This is a genomic window from Lentzea flava (genome assembly GCF_014648475.1).
Lineage (GTDB): Bacteria > Actinomycetota > Actinomycetes > Mycobacteriales > Pseudonocardiaceae > Lentzea > Lentzea flava.
In genome coordinates, this window is the sequence record NZ_BMRE01000007.1 from 178,910 (window position 1) to 198,788 (window position 19,879).

Consider the following 19,879-nt stretch of genomic DNA (forward strand, 5'->3'; position numbering starts at 1 on the left):
GGTCAGCGCTCGGTGCGGCGGCCGAGTTCGTTGTCGATGAAGGCGAACACGTCGTCCACGCTCGCCGAGTTGATGCGGTCGCTCACGGCGTCCTCGGTCCTGGCGCTGCCGTACTGGGCGAGCAGGTTGCGCAGGCGGGCGGCGACGCCGTCGCGCGCCAGGTCCTCCGCGGAGCTCGCGGCGAGCGCGGCCTCCAGACGGTCGAGCTCGGCGGTGATCGACGGTCCGGCGTCGTCGCCGAGCAGCTCACCCGCGAGGTACGCGGCCAGCTCGTCCGGCGTCGGGTAGTCGAACACCAGGCCCGCGGGCAGTTTCAGGCCGGTCGCCGCCGCGAGGCTGTTGCGCAGCTCCACGGCGGTCAGCGAGTCGAAGCCGAGGTCGCGGAACTGCTTGTCGTTGTCGATCGCGGCGGGTGACGAGTGCCCGAGGACACCGGCCGCGTGGCCGCGGACGAGGTCGACGAGGTACTTGGCGCGTTCTTCGGCCGGCAACGCGGTCAACGTCGCCGTGAAGTCCACAGTGGAGGTTTCGCCGCTGCCCGCCGTGCGCTTTCCACCGCGCACCAGGCCTCGCAGCACCGCCGCGACGGGCCCGTTGGTGCGGCCGGTGGTGATGCGGGCGGGCACGAGCACCGCGTCCTCGCGCGAGGTGGCGTCGTCGAACAGCGCCATGCCCTGCCGGACGGACAGCGGTGGCATGCCGGTGCGGCCGATGCGGTCCATCGCGCCGTCCCGCAGATGTGCTGTCATACCACCGGTTTGTGCCCACGGGCCCCACGCGAGTGACGTTGCCACGAGCCCTTGTGCACGCCGGTGTTCGGCGAGTGCGTCGAGGAAGGCGTTGGCCGCGGCGTAGTTGCCCTGTCCCGCGCTGCCGAGCACACCGGACACCGACGAGTACAGCACGAACGCCGCGAGCTTCTGCTGTTTCGTTGCCTCGTGGAGGTTCCAGGCGCCGTCGACCTTGGGCTTGAGGACGGCGCTGAGCCGCTCCGGCGTGAGCGATCCGATGACGCCGTCGTCGAGCACACCGGCGGTGTGGATGACGGCGGTGAGCTTGACGCCCTGCACGACCTTCTTGACCGCGTCTAGGTCGGCGGTGTCGCAGGCGGCGATCGTGACGTTCGCGCCGTGCGCGGTCAGTTCTGCCTGCAGCGCAACGGCATCCGGCGCCTCGTTGCCACGCCTGGAGACCAGCAGAAGATTCCTGACGCCGCGCTCGGCCACGAGGTGCCTGGCCAGTTCCGCGCCCAGACCGCCGGTGCCGCCGGTGATCAGGACCGTGCCCTCCGGATCCCATTCGGTCGTCTCGGCGGTGCCGGTGACGCGAGCGAGGCGGGGCACGTAGGCCTGGCCTTCGCGGACACGGACCTGGGTCTCCCCCGCGTCGATCAGGCCGGTGGACAGCGGGGCGCTGCCGTCGGTGTCGACGAGCAGGAAACGGCCGGGGTTCTCCGACTGCGCCGTGCGGACGAGGCCTTCGACGGTCGCGCTCGCGAGACCGCTCGTCACGAACGCCAGCCGTTCGTCGGACCGCTGCACCAGCTCCAGCGCCTTGGCGGCGAGTTCGTGTGCCTGCCGCACGACGTCGCCGTCGGCCGTGAGCGCGATCTCCCGGACGTCCTGCGCGGGCTGGGTTTCCGGTGCGGGCACCCACTCCAGGCGGAACAGGGAGTCCTGGTGCTGCTGCGCGGCGAGCGGCGCGCCGAACACGACGTTGCGCGCCGACACCACCGGTGCGCCGGTGACGTCGACCGCGGCGAACTCGCCGTCGCGCAGGCGGATCCGCAGCGTGTCCGCGCCGACCGCGTGCAGGCTCACGCCGTGCCACTGGACCGGCACCTGAGTTTCCTCGACGATCCTGGTCGCGCAGTCCAGCAGTGCCGGGTGGACGCCGTAGAACTGGGCGTCCGCGGTGCCTTCCGGCAGCGCGACTTCCGCGTACACGGCGTCACCGGCCTGCCAGATCTGCTCGCCGATCGCCGTGGCGCCCTTCGGCGGCCATTCGCTGACCGTGAAGCCGGCCCGGTACTCGCCGTCCGCCAGGACACCGTGCGCGATCTGGACGAACGGCTGGTCGTCGTTCTGTCGCGTGTAGACGGTGAGGGAGCGCTTCCCGTTGTCCGGTGCGCCGACCCACACCTGCAGCACGCCCGGCGTGAGCGGCGCGGTGACCGTGAGCTCCTCGACCGTGCCGCAGCCGACCTGGTCCGCGGCCCGGAACGCGATTTCCGCGAACGCCGTCTCCGGGAACGCCACCGCCAGCCGGTTGGTGAACACGACGGCGTCTTCCTGCGCGACCGTCATCGCGGCGCCGAGCAGCGGGTGGTCGGCGGGCCCGAGGCCGAGGCCGGACGCGTCCGGCGCCTGAGCCATCGGTGTCGGCCAGTAGTGGCCGTGGTCGAACGCGTAGGTGGGGATGTCGACGCGTTTCGCCCCGGTGCCTTCGAAGGCGTGCGCCCAGTCGACGTCGACGCCCTGCACGAACAGCCTCGCGAGCGCCGTGAGCCAGGCGGTGGTCTCGTCGCGGTCCTTGCGCAGCGCGGGAACCGAGCCGTCGACGAGCGCCGACAGCACTCCGTCCGGCCCGATCTCCAGGAACGCGGTGACGCCCGCCTCCTCCAGCGCCGCGACGCCGTCGGCGAACCGCACGGCCTCCCGCACGTGCCGGACCCAGTACTCCGGCTCGGCGAGCTCGGCGCCCGCGATGCGTCCGGTCACGTTGGACACCACGGGGATGCGGGGCGCGGCGAACTCCAGCGCCGTCACTGCGGCGCGGAAGTCTTCCAGCATCGGCTCCATCAACGGCGAGTGAAACGCATGGCTGACCGGCAAACGCTTAGTCTTGCGCCCCCGCGCCGCGAATCCGTCGGCGATCTGCCGGACCGCCGCCTCCTCGCCCGCGAGGACCAGCGACCTCGGCCCGTTGATGGCCGCGATGGACACCGCGCCGGTTGTGTCCACCTCTTCTTCGGTGGCCTCGACGGCGATCATGGCTCCGCCCGCCGGGAGCGCCTGCATCAGCGCGGCGCGCGCGTTCACCAGCTTGGCCGCGTCTTCGAGGCTCAGGACCCCGGCGACGTGCGCGGCCGCGATCTCGCCGACCGAGTGCCCGCCGACGTGGTCCGGCTCGATGCCGAACGCCTCCGCGAGCCGGAACAACGCCACCTCGACGGCGAACAGCGCCCGCTGCGTGTTCCCGGTCTGGTTGAGCGCGTCCGCGTCGTCGCCCCACATGACGTCGCGGACGTCGACGTGCTCGAGCACCTCGTCCAGCGCCTTGCGGAACGCCGGGAACCTCTCGTACAGCTCGCGGCCCATGCCCAGGCGCTGCGATCCCTGCCCGGAGAACAGCACCGCGAGCTTGCGCCTGGTCGCCTGCCCCCACGCGATCTCCGCGCCGTCCAGCAACACCGCCCTGTGCTCGAACCGCGACCGCTTGACCAGCGAGAACCCGACGTCGAACGCGTCGGCCCGCACCGCGGAGATCCGGTCGACCTGAGCGCGCAGCGAAGCGGGGGACTTCGCCGAAACAACGAGCGGGGCCCCCTTGGGGGGACGCGAGGTCCCCACTCCAATCATCTCAGGCGGGTCTGACAGTTCCGGCGCGGTCGGTGCGGCCTCCAGGATGACGTGCGCGTTCGTGCCGCTGATGCCGAACGACGAGACGCCCGCCCTGCGCGGGCGGTCCACCGCCGGCCACGGGGTGTTCTCCTGCAGCAGCGAGATCGAGCCCGCGGTCCAGTCGACGTGCGACGTGGGTGTGGTGACGTTGATCGTGCGCGGCAGCACTCCGTGCCGCAGCGCCATCACCATCTTGATCACCCCGGCGGCACCGGCGGCGGCCTGCGTGTGGCCGATGTTCGACTTGATGGAGCCGAGCAGCAGCGGCTCGGAGCGGTCCTGGCCGTAGGTCGCCAGCAGCGCCTGGGCCTCGATCGGGTCGCCCAGCGTCGTGCCGGTGCCGTGCGCCTCCACCGCGTCGACGTCAGCGAACTTGAGGCCGGCCGACGCCAGTGCCTGCCGGATCACCCGCTGCTGCGACGGCCCGTTGGGCGCGGTCAGGCCGTTCGACGCACCGTCCTGGTTGACCGCGGAGCCACGCACGACGGCAAGAACCTCGTGCCCAGCGGCGATCGCATCGGACAGACGTTCCACCACGAGCACACCGATGCCCTCAGACCATGCGGTGCCATCGGCAGAATCCGAGAACGGCTTACAACGGCCGTCACGCGCAAGGCCGTCCTGCAGTGAGAACTCCATGAACGCACCGGGCGCCGACATCACCTGCACACCACCGGCCAGCGCGAGCGAGCACTCGCCGTTGCGCAGCGCCTGCACCGCGAGGTGCAGCGCGACCAGAGCCGACGAGCAGGCCGTGTCGATCGTCATCGACGGCCCTTCCAGCCCCAGCGCGTAGGAGAGCCGTCCGGCGATCACGCTCGGCGAGGTGCCGGTGCCCGAATACCCCTCCAGCGCCTGCTCGGACGCGAGCATCAGGTGCGCGTAGTCCTGCCCGGAAGCGCCGACGTAGACACCGGTCCGCGACCCGCGCAGCGTCAGCGGGTCGATGCCGGTGCGTTCCAGCGCCTCCCACGACGTCTCCAGCACGAGCCGCTGGTGCGGGTCCATCGACACGGCCTCGCGCGGCGAGATCCCGAAGAACGCCGGGTCGAACGCCGCGATGCCGTCGATGAACCCGCCCTGCCCGGTGACGGACTGCCCGGCACCGTCGCCGACGAGGTTCTCGTCCCAGCCGCGGTCGGTCGGGAACCCGGTGATCGCGTCCCGCCCGTCCAGCACCAGCTCCCACAGGTCCTCCGGCGAGGACACCCCGCCGGGGAACCTGCAGGCGATGCCGACGATCGCGATGGCCTCGTCGGAGACCCGCACGGAGTCCTCGACCTCGGTGCGGCCGCCGAAGAGCTCGGTGATCAGGTGCTCCGCCAGCGCCTGCGGCGTCGGGTAGTCGAACACGAGCGTCGCGGGCAGCGTCAGTCCGGTCGCGGTTCCGAGCCGGTTGCGCAGCTCCACCGACGTCAACGAGTCGAAGCCCAGCTGCCGGAACTCGCGGTCGGCGTCGATCGCGTCCGCGGACGCGTGCCCGAGCACCGCGGCGGCCTCGCCGCGCACCAGGTCCACCACCGTCCGCACCCGCTCGGCCGGTCGAACGTCCTGCAACCCTTGCAGCGCACCGGTTCCCTGCGCGCGAGCCGCGGTCCGGCGTCCACCGCGCAGGAGGTTGCGCAGCAGCGGCGGCACCATCGTGGTGCTGGCCCCTGTGATGATCCGCGCGGGCACGACCAGCGGTTCGTCGACTCCGATCGCCGCGTCGAACAGCGCCAGCCCGTGCTCCAGCGAGATCGGCGGCATCGACGACTTCTCCAGCCGTTCCAGCGCGGCCGCGTCCATCGTGCTGGTCATGCCGACCTCGGACGTCCACGCGCCCCAGGCCAGCGACACCGCGGGAAGTCCGAGCGACCGCCGGTACTGCGCCAACGCGTCGAGGAACGCGTTGCCCGCCGCGTAGTTGCCCTGACCGGCCGTGCCGAGAACGCCCGACACGGACGAGTACAGGACGAACTGCGCGTCCGGCAACAGCGTGTGCAGGTTCCAGGCGGCGTCCACCTTGGGACGCAACACCTTCTCCAGCCGCTCGGGCGTCATCGCGGCGATCACGCCGTCGTCCAGCACACCGGCCGTGTGCACGACCGCCGTCACGTCGTGTCCACTGAGGACGGACGCCAGAGCGTCCCGATCGGCGACGTCGCAGGCCGCGATCGTCACGTCGGCATCCAGCTGCGCCAGCTCCGCCGCGCCGGGCGAGTCGGGCCCGCGACGGCTGAGCAGCAACAACTTCCGGACGCCACGCCCGACGAGGTGCCGGGCGAGCTCCGCGCCCAGTCCTCCCGTGCCGCCGGTGATCAGCACCGTGCCGTCCGGGTCCCAGCCCGCCGGCACGGTGATCACGATCTTGCCGATGTGCTGGGCGCGGCTCATGAACCGGAACGCGTCCCGCGCCCGCCGCACGTCCCACGTGGTGATCGGCAACGGCTGCAGGACGTCGCGCTCGAACAGTTCCACGAGCGCGACGAGCATGCGCTGGAGGTGGTCGGGGTGGACCTCGCCGAGGTCGAACGGCCGGTAGAAGATGCCCGGCACGTCCTGGCGCAGGTCGGTCTTGCCCATCTCCAGGAACCGCCCGCCCTCGCCGAGCAGCCGCAGCGACGCGTCGATGAACTCGCCGGTCAACGCGTTCAGCACGACGTCGACCTGGGGGAACTTGTGCTCGAAGCCGGTGTCGCGGGAGTTGCCGATGTGGTCGTCGTCGAGGCCGAGGCCGCGCAGCACGTCCCATTTGCCTTCGCTGGCGGTCGCGAACACCTCCGCGCCGAGGTGCCGGGCGAGCTGGATCGCCGCCATGCCGACGCCGCCGGCACCAGCGTGGACGAGCACCTTCTCCCCCGGCTGAACGTTGCCGAGCTCGATCAACGCGTAGTACGCCGTGAGGAACACCAACGGCACCGAGGCGCCCTGCTCGAACGTCCACCCGTCCGGAAGCCTGGTCAGGTAGGGCTCGTCGATGACGCCGACCGGTCCCATGCCGCCGAACAGCATGCCGAACACGGGGTCGCCGACCTTCAGGTTCTCGACCTCCGGCCCGATCTCGGCCACCACACCGGCGGCCTCCGCGCCGAACGAGCCGGCTTCGCCCGGATACATGCCGAGCGCGTTGAGGACGTCGCGGAAGTTGAGGCCCGCCGCCCGGATCGCGACCCGGACCTGCTTGCCCTGCAACGGTTCCGGCGTCCACGGCGAGAGGACGAGGTTGTCGAGGCTGCCTTTCGCGGTGGTGTCGAGGCACCACGACGTCCCGGCGGGCGGCACGAGCGTCGGCCCGGAAGCCAGCCGCGCCAACCGTCCGGCGTGGACGGTGCCGTTCCGCACGACGAGTTGCTGTTCCTCGGTGGCCAGCATGCCGGGCGTCAGTTCGCTGTGCTCGTCCAGGTCGACGAGCAGGAACCTGCCGGGGTTCTCGGCCTGCGCGGACCGCACGAGGCCCCACGCGGCCGCCGCACCGAGATCGGTGATCGGTTCGTCGCCGATCGCCGCCGCGCCCCGCGTCACGAACACCACGCGTTCTTCGGCGTTCTGCAGGATCTCCAGCACGCGCCTGGTCGTCTCGTGGGCGGCCGCCGCGTCGGGTCCGCCGGTCAGCTCCACGACCTGCGCGTCGATCTCGGTCGCCGCGCCGGTCTGCACCGGCACCCAGTCGACGCGGAACAGCGAGTCCTGCACGGGGTTGGCGGGCGCTGTCGTGGACGGTGTCCTGACCACGAGCGACTTCACCGACAGCACGGGCGCGCCCTCGACGTCGACGGCGGTCACCTCGACGGCGTCGCCGCCGGTGTGCTTGAGGCGGACCCGCAGCCGCGACGGTCCGATGGCGTGCAGGGACACGCCGTTCCACTCGAACGGAAGCCCCTGCCCTGCGCCGTCGACGAACGTGATGGCGTGCAGCGCGGAGTCGAGCAGCGCCGGGTGCACGCCGAACGTCGCGGCGTCCTCGGCGGTGTCCGGCAGCGCGACCTCGACCAGCACCTCGTCTCCGTGGCGCCACGCCTTGCGCAGCCCCCGGAAGATCGGCCCGTAGGCCAGGCCGCCTTCCGCGAGCGTCTCGTAGAAGTTGTCGAGGTCGAGCTCTTCGGCCTTGGCGGGCGGCCACTCGGCTGTGTCGAACCCGGCCTGGTGCGGCCCTTCGGCGAGCGTGCCGGTGGCGTGCTGGATCCACTCGTCGGAGTCAGGCGACTGCGCGTGGATGCTGACGGGCCTGCGGCCCTGATCGTCAGGCGCGCCAACGCGAACCTGAACCGCGACGGCCTCCCGTTCGGGCAGCACGAGCGGCACGACGATCGTGAGCCCGTCGACGCGGTCGCAGCCCACCATGTCGCCCGCGCGGATCGCGAAGTCGAGGAACCCGGTGCCGGGGAACAACACCGCGCCGCCGACGACGTGGTCCGCGATCCACGGGTGCGTCGCGAGGCTGAGGCGTCCGCTGAGCACGAGCTCGTCCGTGCCCGCGACGGCGATGGCCGCGCCGAGCAACGGGTGCCCGCCGGACCTGAGCCCGTAGGCCGCGGGATCTCCCGCGCGCCCGCCGACCGTGGCCTTGGGCCAGAACCGCTCGTGGTCGAACGGGTAGGTCGGCAGGTTGATGAGCCGCCCGCCCGTCAGCCACGGCGTCCAGTCGACGCCGATCCCGTCGACGTGCAGCCGGCCGAGTGCGGTGGCGAGCGCTGCTTCCTCGGTCTTGTCCTTGCGCAGCACCGGAATCGCGCCGTCGACGAGTGCGGACAGCACGCCGTCCGGTCCGACCTCGAGGAACTTGGTCGCCGGGATCTTCGCCACGTTGTCGGTGAACCGGACCGCGTCCCGCACGTGGCTGACCCAGTACTCGGGGTCGGTGACGTCGCCAGTGGCCGCGATCGGGATGGTCGGCTCGGTGAAGTTCAGGTCCCGGATCGCCGCGCGGAAGTCGTCGAGCATCGGCTCCATCAGCGGCGAGTGGAACGCGTGGCTGACCTTGAGCCGCTTGGTCTTCTCGTAGCGGCTCGCGATGGCTTCGACCTCTGCCTCGTCGCCCGCGATCACGACCGACCTCGGCCCGTTGATCGCCGCGATCGACACCTTGCTCGTGAGGTGCCTGCTCACTTCTTCTTCCGTCGCCTGCACGGCGACCATCGCGCCCGTCTGCGGCAACGCCTGCATGAGGCTCGCGCGCGCACTGACCAGCTTCGCCGCGTCCTCCAGGCTCAGCACCCCCGCGACGTGCGCCGCCGCGATCTCACCGATGGAGTGCCCGGCCAGGTGGGCGGGCTTGATCCCGAACGCCCGCAGCAACCGGTAGAGCGCCGTCTGGAACGCGAACAACGCCGGCTGCGTGTACCCGGTCTGGTTGAGCTTCTCCTCGTCCTCACCCCAGATGACGCTCTTCAGCTCCGGGTCGAGGTGCGCGAGCACGTCGTCGAAGGCGTCCGCGAACTCGGGGAACCGCGCGTACAGCTCCCGCCCCATGCCGAGCCGCTGCGACCCCTGCCCGGAGAACAACACCGCCAGCGTGTGCTCCCCCGCCACCCCGCGAGCGACCTCGGCCCCGTCGAACAGCACCGCCCGGTGCTCGAACAACGCCCGCGACTTCACCAGCGAGTACGCGACGTCGACCGGCGCCGCCTCCACCGCGCGAATCCGCTCGACCTGGGCCTGCAACGACCCTGCCGACTTCGCCGACACCGCCAGCGGCACCGCCGCGCCGCCCGGTTGAGCAGGCGTTTCGGCCGGTACGCCGGAAGTCGGGGGGATCCCCGGCGCGGCTTCCAAGATCACGTGGGCGTTGGTGCCGGAGATGCCGAACGACGAGACGCCCGCGCGCCACGGCCGGTCGACGGCGGGCCACGGGGTGTTGGAGGTGAGCAGGGAGACCGCGCCCGCCGACCAGTCGATGTGCGACGAGGGTTGGGTGACGTGCAGGGTCCGCGGCAGCAGGCCGTGCTGGAAGGCCAGCACCATCTTGATCACGCCCGCCACGCCGGCCGCCGCCTGCGTGTGGCCCAGGTTCGACTTCACCGAGCCCAGCCACAGCGGCTCGACGCGGTCCTGCCCGTACACCGTCAGCAAGGCCTGCGCCTCGATCGGGTCACCCAGCACGGTTCCGGTGCCGTGCGCCTCGACAGCGTCCACATCGGACGGTGACAGGCCACCGGACGCAAGCGCTTGGCGGATCACCCTTTGCTGCGACGGGCCGTTCGGGGCGGTGAGGCCGTTGGAGGCGCCGTCGGAGTTGAACGCCGAGCCGCGCACCACCGCGAGCACCGGGTGCCCGGCGGCGATGGCGTCGGAAAGCCGTTCCACGACGAGGACACCGACACCCTCGGACCAGCCGGTGCCGTCGGCGGACTCCGAGAACGCCTTGCACAGGCCGTCCGGCGCGAGCCCGCCCTGCCGCGAGAAACCGGAGAAGGACGTCGGCGTCGCCATCACCGTGACACCACCGGCCAGCGCCAGCGAGCACTCGCCGCCGCGCAGCGCCTGCGCCGCGAGGTGCAGCGCCACCAGAGCCGACGAGCACGCCGTGTCGATCGTGACGGCGGGCCCCTCCAAGCCGAGGACGTAGGAGATGCGGCCGGAGATCACCGACGCGGCGAGCCCGGTGCCCGCGTGCCCCTCCAGGTCTTCGTTGGAGGCCATGACGACGTGCTGGTAGTCCTGACCGTTTGTTCCCACGAACACACCGGTCCGCGAGCCGCGCAACGACGCCGGGTCGATACCGGCACGTTCGACGGCCTCCCAGGACGTCTCCAGCAGGAGGCGCTGCTGCGGGTCCATCGCGAGCGCTTCCCGGGGCGAGATCCCGAAGAAGGCCGGGTCGAAGTCCGCGACGCCGGTCAGGAAGCCGCCGCGCAGCGTCGAGCTCTGCAGTGAGGCGAGGTCCCAGCCGCGATCGGTGGGGAAGTCCGACATCGCGTCCTCACCCTCGACCAGCACGCGCCACAGGTCTTCCGGCGAGTCGATGCCGTTCGGGAAGTGGCAGGCCATGCCGACGATCGCGATGTCGTCGGTCGTCTGCACGACCGACACGTCGTCGTCATCGCCTCCCTCCCCCAGCAACGAGGCGAGCAGGTGCTCGGCCAGCACGCGGGGTGACGGGTAGTCGAACACCAGACCGGCGGGCAGTGCGAGGCCGGTGATCTCGGTGAGGTGGTTGCGCAGCTCGACCGCGGTCAGCGAGTCGAACCCGATGTCGCGGAACGCCTTCTCCGGCGACACGGCTTCCTTGCCCGCGTGGCCGAGCACCTGGGCGGCGCGCGTGCGCACCAGGTCCAGGACGGGCTCAAGACGGTCTGCGGCAGGCAGTTCGCGCAGGCTGCGGCGCAGTTCCGCGGCGGCGGACTCGCTGTCGCGCCGCGCCGCCGCCAGCTCGTCCAGCACCTCACGAGCGCCGGGAAGCCCGGCCAGCACCGGAGTGGGCCGTAGGCTCAGCAACGCGCTGAGCAGCTGCGGCTGATGGAGGTCCGCGATCACGGCGGTCGGCGACGATTCCACCACCACGCCCCGCATCGCGGCGACCGCGAGCACCGGGTCCAAAGTGGACGCGCCGACCGACTTGATCGTCTGCGCGACGCGGTCCTCGCCCGCCATGCCGTCGCCGGTCCACGCACCCCACGCGATCGACGTGGCGGCAAGGCCTTGCTCGCGTCGCCGGGTGGCGATGGCGTCGAGCACGGCGTTGGCGGCCGCGTAGTTGGCCTGCCCGGGGTTGCCGATCGCGCCAGCGACCGACGAGAACAGGATGAACGCGTCGAGGTCGAGCTCGCGCGTCAGTTCGTCGAGCAGGAACGCCGACGTGACCTTGGACCGGAAGACGTCCGCGAACCGTTCCGGGGTGAGGCCGTCGAGCACGCCGTCGTCGAGCACACCCGCCGCGTGCACGACGGCGTTGACGTCCTTCAGCACCTCGGCCAGTTCGGCGCGGTCCGCGACGTCGCACTGGACGACCTCGACGCCCAGTTCCGCCACGATCTCCGCAGCACCGGGCGCGTCCATGCCGCGACGGCTCAGCAGCACGACCTTCTCCGCGCCCCGTGCCACCAGGTCGCGTGCCACGTGCTTGCCGAGCGCGCCCGTGCCACCGGTGATCACGATCTTGCCGCTCGGCTGCCATTCCCGGGACGACCGCGGCGCGACGAGAATCCGCCGCCCGAACACCCCGGACGCCCGCACCGCGACCTGGTCCTCGTCACTGGACAGGACCGCCGCGAACCGGTGCGCCACGCGCTCGTCCAGCTCGGCGGGCAGGTCGACCAGGCCACCCCAGCGGTTCGGGTGCTCCAGCGCGGCCACCCGGCCGAGCCCCCACACGCCGGCCTGCCAGGGGTCGCTGACGGCGTCCGCGCGTCCGGTCGACACCGCGCCGCGCGTCACCACCCACAGCGGCGCCATGACACCGGCGTCGCCGAGCGCCTGGATCAGCGCGGTGGTGCCGGTGATCAGGTCCAGCTCGTTCAGCGGCAGCACCGACACCACGCCCGTGAACGACACCTGCGCGTACTCCGCCAGCCGCTCCGCGAGGTGCTCACGGTCGGTCTGTTCCACGGCGAGCACCGTGACGTCGCCGAGCGCGGTGACGAGAACGTCGTCGATCGGCCCGACCACGAGCCACTTGCCGGGCTTCGCGGTGAGGCCGGTGATCGGCTGCCAGTGTTCCCTGTGCAGCCACGATTCCACAGTGGACTGCGCCTTGCGCTTGCCCCGCCACGCCGACAACGCGGGCAGCACTGCGGCAAGCGTGTCGCTGTCGAGGTCGAGCGTGGCGGCGAGCGACGCGACGTCCTCCTGCTCGACCGCGGTCCAGAACGCCGCGTCCGCCAGGTCCGTGACACCGGCTGCGGCCTCGGGCCAGAACCGCTCGTGCTGGAACGGATACGTCGGCAGGTCGACCCCGCGCCCGCCCCGGTAGAAGCTCGACCACTCGACGTGGACGCCACTGACGTGCAGCCGGGCGAGCGCTGTGAGGAACGCCTTGTGCTCGCCGCGATCCTTGCGCAGCACGGGAATCGCGCCGTCGACGAGCGCCGCCAGCACCCCGTCCGGTCCGATCTCCAGGAACGCGGTCGCGCCCTGCTCCTCCAGCCGCGTGACGTTGTCGGCGAACCGGACCGTGTCGCGCACGTGGCTGACCCAGTGCTCGGGATCGGTGACGTCGCCCGTGGTCGCGATCGGGATGGCCGGGTCGTTGAAGGTGAGGTTCCCGATCGCCGCGCGGAAGTCGTCGAGCATCGGCTCCATCAGCGGCGAGTGGAACGCGTGGCTGACGGCCAGCTGCTTGGTCTTGCGGCCGGGGAAGCCCGCGACCACCGCCAGCGCTTCCTCCTCGACACCGGCGATGACCAGCGAGTCGGCCGAGTTGATCGCCGCGATGGAGACGCCCGGCGTCAGGTGCGGGGTGACCTCGTCCTCGGTGGCCTGCAGCGCGATCATCACGCCGCCCGCGGGCAGGTTCTGCATGAGCTCGGCGCGCGCTGTGACGAGTTTCGCCGCGTCTTCCAGGCTCAGCACGCCCGCGACGTGCGCCGCCGCGATCTCACCGATCGAGTGCCCGGCGAGCAGGCGCGGTGTGATGCCGAACGACTCCGCGAGCCGGTAGAGCGCCACCTCGATCGCGAACAGGGCGGGCTGGGTGTTGCCGGTCTGGTTCAGCGCCTCGGCGTCGTCGCCCCACATGACCGACCGCACGTCGAGGTGCTCGAACACCTCGTCCAGCGCCTGGGCGAACGCCGGGAACTCCTCGTACAGCTCCCGCCCCATGCCGAGCCGCTGCGCACCTTGACCCGAGAACACCATGGCGAGCGTCTTGCCCGACGCCTCGCCACTGGCGAGCACCTCGCCGTCCAGCACCACGGCGCGGTGCTCGAACAACGTGCGGCGGTGCAGCAGCGAGTACCCGATGTCGAGCGCATCGGCCTCGACCGCCTGCACCCGTTCGATCTGCGCTTCCAACGCGGCGGGCGACTTCGCCGAAACCAGCCACGGAACCGGCCGCGCCGTGCCGGTCGCCGCTGGATCGATCCCGGCTGGACCCCCTCCGGGGGAGACCGAGGTCCCCATCCCAATCATCTCAGGGAGGTCTGACAATTCCGGGGCCTCGAGGATCACGTGCGCGTTCGTGCCGGACAGGCCGAACGAGGAGACGCCCGCGCGGGCCGGGCGATCCGTGACGGGCCACGGGGTGTTCTCGGTGAGGAGCTCGACGGCGCCCGCGGACCAGTCGACGTGCGACGTGGGGGACGTGACGTGCAGGGTCCGGGGCAGCATGCCGTGCTGGAACGCCAGCACCATCTTGATCACGCCGGCGACGCCCGCGGCGGCCTGGGTGTGGCCGAGGTTCGACTTGATGGCGCCCAGGTAGAGCGGGGCGCCGGCGCGGTCGCGGCCGTAGGTGGCGAGCAGGGCCTGGGCCTCGATCGGGTCGCCGAGGCGCGTGCCGGTGCCGTGCGCCTCGACGGCGTCGACGTCCGAAGCGGACAGTCCGGCGTTGGCCAGGGCCTGGCGGATCACGCGTTGCTGGGCGGGGCCGTTGGGGGCGGTCAGGCCGTTGGAGGCGCCGTCCTGGTTCACCGCGGAGCCGCGCACGACGGCCAGGATCCGGTGGCCGTTGCGCAGCGCGTCGGATCGGCGTTCGACGACGAGCACGCCGACGCCCTCTGCCCAGCCGGTGCCGTCGGCGTTGTCGGAGAAGGCGCGGCAGCGGGCGTCCGCCGCGAGGCCGCCCTGGGCGTTGAAGCCCGCGAAGTTCATCGGCGTGGACATCACCGTGACGCCGCCGACGAGAGCCAGCGTGGATTCGCCGGATCGCAGCGACTGCGCGGCCAGGTGCAGAGCCACCAGGGACGAGGAGCACGCGGTGTCGATCGTGAGCGCGGGGCCCTCGAAGCCGAACGTGTAGGAGAGCCGGCCGGAGATCACCGCGGCGGCGAGGCCCGTCGAGGCGTGGCCCTCGATGTCGCCGCGCGCCCGCAGCACGAGGTTCGTGTAGTCCTGGCCGTTCGTGCCGACGAACACGCCGGTCCGCGAACCGCGCAGGGTCGCGGCGTTGATGCCGGCGCGTTCGACGGCCTCCCAGGCGACCTCGAGCAGCTGGCGTTGCTGCGGGTCCATGGCCAGCGCCTCGCGTGGTGAGATGCCGAAGAACGCCGGGTCGAACTCCGCCGCGCCGTAGAGGAAGCCGCCCTCGACCGTGCCGCCTGCCGCGAGGGCGTCCTGTTCCCAGCCGCGGTCGGTCGGGAAGCTCCCGATCGCGTCGGTGCCGTCGGCCAGCAGCCGCCAGAGGTCTTCCGGGGACGTGACGCCGCCGGGGAAGCGGCACGCCATGCCGACGATCACGATCGGGTCGTCCGCGTCGGCGACGCCCTGCGCGGACACGTCGAGGTCCGCGCCCTCACCGGTCAGTTCCGCCAGCAGGTGTTCGGCCAGGACGAGCGGGGTCGGGTAGTCGAAGATCAGCGTGGCGGGCAGCGTCAGGCCCGTTGCCAGAGCGAGGGCGTTGCGCAGTTCGATCGCGGTCAGCGAGTCGAACCCGAGTGCGCGGAACTCCTTCTCGGCTCCCACCGCGTCGGCGTTGGCGTAGCCGATGACCTTCGCGGCCTCGGCGCGCACGACGTCGACGACGATCCGCACGCGTTCGGCGTTGGGCAGGCCGCCGAGTTTGGCGAGCAGTCCACCGGCGACCTCGCGTGCGGCCGTGCGACGGCCCGCTCGCACGAGGCCGCGCATGATCGCGGGGACGTCCCCTTGCGCGGTGCCGCCGCCGGACGCGAGCGGAACCAGCAACGATTCGCCGGACGTGATCGCCGCGTCGAAGAGCGCCAGGCTCTGGTCGACGGACAGCATCGGCATCCGGCGCAGGTCGCTTTCGTCCAAAGTGGACGTCATGCCGGTGTCCCAGGCGCCCCAGGCCAACGAGATCGCGGGCAGGCCGAGTCCGTGGCGGTGCGCGGCGAGGGCGTCCAGGAACGCGTTGGCGGCGGCGTAATTGCCCTGTCCGGCAGCGCCCATCACGCCGGACACCGACGAGTACAGAATCAGCTGTGCGTCGCCGGCGAGCTCGTGGAGGTGCCACGCGGCGTCGACCTTCGGGCGCATCACGGCGGAAAGCCGTTCGGGCGTCAGGGAACCGATGACGCCGTCGTCGAGCACACCGGCGGTGTGGATGACGGCGGTCAGGTCGACGCCGTCGAGGAGTTCGGCGACGGCGGCGCGTTCGGTGACGTCGCAGGCCTTCACCTCGACGTCCGCGCCCAGGGCGATCAGCTCGTCGCGCAGGTCGGTGGCGCCGGGTGCGTCGAGGCCGCGGCGGCTGACGAGCAGCAGCTTGCGCTGGCCGCGGGTGACGAGGTGGCGGGCGAGGACGGCGCCGAGACCGCCCGTTCCACCGGTGATCAGAACCGTTCCGGACGAGTCCCACTCGCGCGCAACACCTCCCTCGGCACGAGCCAGCCTGCCCGCGAAGACCTCGCCCGCCCGCACGACGACCTGGGTCTCCCCCGCGTCGATCAATCCGCCGAGGCCGGGCAGCAGCGCCTCCGACTCGGGCGCGTCGTCGAGGTCGGCGAGCAGGAACCGGCCGGGGTTCTCGGTCTGCGCGGACCGCACCAGGCCCCAGACGGCAGCGGCCGCGACGTCGTCACCGGTGACCGCGCCACGGGTGACGAAGACCAGCCTCTCGGTGGCTGTCTGAAGCGTCGCAAGCGTTTCCGCTGCCAGCTCGTGGGCGGAGGCCGGTGACTGCTCGCCCGCCACGTGCACGAGCGTCACGTTGCCCGGCGTGTAGGTGACGGGCACCCAGTCGAGGCGGTACAAGTCGTTCACACTGCTCTGCGCGGGCAGCTCGCGAAGCGGTTCGATGCTCACGGACTCGGCCGTCAGCACCGGTTCGCCGGTGACGTCGACCGCGTTCAGGGCGATCCGGCCGTCTACTGAGGACAGTCGGACGCGGACGACCTCCGCTCCACTGGCGTGGAGGCAGACATCTCGCCAGTGGGCGGGAACGCCTTCGAACCCGAGGAGCGCCGCCGCGTGAGTGGCCGCGTCCAGCAGCGCCGGATGAACACCGAAGCCTTTCGCGTCGACGGGCAACGCGACCTCGGCGAACACCTCCTGCCCCTTCCGCCACGCCGCGCGCAGGCCTTGGAACGCGGGTCCGCACGGCGTTTCGTCGTAGAAGCCGTCGAGATCGACGACGGTCGCACCCTTCGGCGGCCATTCGGTGTTCTTGGCCGGTGCCGGAATCCCTTGGCCGAGAACGCCGTTCGCGTGCTCGACCCATTCCTGGTCGCCGCGCCGCGCGTGGAACCGGAACGTGCCGTCGCGGCCGACCTGGAACTGCACCTGAACGGCGCCGCCGTCCGGCAGCACCAGGGGCGCGACCTGGGCGAGTTCCTCGACGCGGTCGTAGCCCGCGAGGTCGGCGGCGCGGAACGCCAGCTCCAGCACACCGGCGGTAGGGAACACGACGTGGTCGGCGAGCCACGACGTCCTGGTCAGCGTGCCGGTGAGGATCAGCTCACCGGAGCCCGCGACCGTCATGGCCGCGCCGAGCAGCGGGTGATCGGCCGGGGTCAGGCCGAGTCCGGCCGCGTCACCCGCGCTGACCGACACCGACGGCCAGTAGCGGTCGTGCTGGAACGCGTAGGTGGGGACGTCGACGCGCTTGCCGTTGGCGTAGAACGGTTTCCAGTCGACGGCGACGCCCGCGACGTGCAGGCGGGCGAGCGCGGTGATGAACGCGGTGCGCTCGTCGCGGTCCTTGCGCTGTGCCGGGATGGCGCCGTCGACCAGCGCCGCGAGCACGCCGTCGGGGCCGATCTCCAGGAACGTCTTGTCGCCCAGGCTGGTCACCGCGTCGTGGAAGCGCACGGCGTCGCGGACGTGACGCACCCAGTACTCCGGGTTCGTGACGTCGCCGGTCATCGGGATGGTGGGGCTGCGGAAGGTGATGCCGCCGATGGCTTCGCGGAAGTCGTTGAGCATCGGGTCCATCAGCGGCGAGTGGAACGCGTGGCTGACGGGCAGCTGCTTCGTCTTGCGCCCGTCGAACTTCGCGGTGAGCGCACGGGCTTCCGTTTCCACGCCCGCGATGACGATGCTCGTGGGCCCGTTGATCGCGGCAATGGAGATGCCTGGCGTCAGGTGCGGAGCGACCTCGTCCTCGGTGGCCTGCAGCGCGATCATGACGCCGCCTGCGGGCAGCGCTTGCATGAGGGTGGCGCGGGCCTGGACGAGTGTCGCCGCGTCCTCGAGGCTGAACACGCCCGCGACGTGCGCGGCGGCGATCTCGCCGATCGAGTGGCCCGTGACGTGCGCGGCGGTGACGCCGAAGGACTCCAGCAGCCGGTAGACGGCGACCTCGAACGCGAACAGCGCGGGCTGCGTGTTGCCCGTCTGGTTCAGCGCTTCCTCGTCGCCCCACATGACGTCGCGGAGGTTCGGGCCGAGGTGCCGCAGGACCTCGTCGAACGCCTCGCGGAAGACCGGGAACGCCTCGTACAGCCCCTTGCCCATGCCGACGCGCTGCGCGCCCTGGCCGGAGAACAGCAACGCCAGCTCGGTCCGCCGCGCCAGGCCGGTGGCGATTTCGGCGCCGTCCAGCAACACCGCGCGATGCTCGAACAACGCGCGCGTGGTCGCCAACGAGAACCCGATGTCCACGGGATCGCCGTCGAGCGCGCGCACCCGCTCGATCTGTGCCGCGAGAGAGGCCTCCGACTTCGCCGACACCAGCCACGGAATCGATCCGGATTGGCCGGCCCCCTGGGGGGATCGGGTCCCCACTCCTATCGTCTCAGGCTGGCCCGACAATCCCGAGGCGGGCGGGCCTTCCAAGATCACGTGGGCGTTCGTGCCGGAGACGCCGAACGACGAGACGGCGGCACGAGGGGCGTGGTCGGAGGCGGGCCAGGAGACGGCCGAGGTCACCAGTTCGACGGAGCCCGCGGTCCAGTCGACGTGGGTGGACGGGCGGGAGACGTGCAGGGTCGGCGGCACGACGCCGTGCCGCATCGCCATGACCATCTTGATGACGCCGGCGACACCCGCGGCGGCCTGGGTGTGGCCGATGTTCGACTTCACCGACCCCAGCAGCAGAGGGGAAGAGCGGTCGGCGCCGTAGGTGGCGAGCAGGCTGCGGGCCTCGATCGGGTCGCCCAGAGGGGTGCCGGTGCCGTGTGCTTCGACGACGTCCACATCGGACGGTGCGAGGCCCGCGCGGTCGAGGGCGGCGCGGATGACGCGTTGCTGCGCGCGGCCGTTGGGCGCGGTGAAGCCGTTGGAGGCGCCATCGGAGTTCACGGCGGAGCCACGCACGACGGCGAGAACCGGGTAGCCGGACGACACAGCGTCGGACAGGCGCGCGAGCACGAGCACGCCGACACCCTCGGACCAGCCCGTGCCGTCGGCGTCGTCGGAGAAGGCCTTGCATCGGCCGTTGCGAGCCAGACCGCCCTGCCGGGAGAACTCGACCAGGGAACCGGGCGTGCACATGACGTTCACGCCGCCGGCCAGCGCCAGGCCGCACTCGCCCGCGCGCAACGCGTGCACGGCCAGGTGCATGGCGACCAAAGAAGAAGAGCAGGCGGTGTCGACGGTCAGCGTCGGGCCTTCGAGGCCTAGGGCGTAGGAGATGCGACCGGACTCGGCGGAGGCCGCGATACCCGTGCCGACGTCGCCTGTCGCGTCGTCGAGGCCGCGGATCAGCAGGTGTTCGTAGTCCTGGCCGTTGGTGCCGACGAAAACACCGGTGCGGGAGCCGCGCAATGTGGACGGATCGATGCCCGACCGCTCGATGGCCTCCCACGACGTCTCCAGCAGCAGGCGCTGCTGGGGATCCATCGTCACGGCCTCGCGGGGCGAGATGCCGAAGAACGCCGGGTCGAAGTCCGCTATGCCGTGCAGGAACCCGCCCTGCACCGAGATGCTGTGACCGCGTTCGTCGACGCCGCTGCCGAGCAACGCGCCGACGTCCCAGCCGCGGTCGGCGGGGAAACCGGTGATCGCGTCACGGCCGGACGACACGAGCTCCCACAGGTCCTCCGGCGAGCTGATGCCGCCGGGGAAGCGGCACGCCATCCCGATGATCGCGATCGGTTCGGTGGCGGCGGCGACGAGCTGCCTGTTCTGCTTGCGCAGCCGCTCCGCCTCCTTCATCGCGGCGCGGAGAGCCTCGACAACCTTCTCGCTGGAGGTACTCATTCATCAGCTCCGTCAGTCCAGCCGGACACGGTCTTCCCGTCAGCAATTCCAACAGCCAGAGCGGTAGCGATTTCCTCAGA

1 protein-coding gene is annotated in these 19,879 nt (G+C 71.6%); it reads right to left on the reverse strand.

All coding sequences use genetic code 11. The annotated features are described in order from the left end of the window. Positions 1-2: 2 nt before the first annotated feature. Complete coding sequence (locus tag IEZ09_RS12435; RefSeq protein ID WP_189253790.1) at positions 3-19,799, reverse strand: type I polyketide synthase; 19,797 nt, start codon at positions 19,797-19,799, stop codon at positions 3-5. Positions 19,800-19,879 lie beyond the last annotated feature (80 nt).

Bases quoted from the DNA above. Each gene is read 5' to 3' on its own strand.
- IEZ09_RS12435 (WP_189253790.1), bottom strand. From the start codon at position 19,799: ATGAGTACCTCCAGCGAGAAGGTTGTCGAGGCTCTCCGCGCCGCGATG.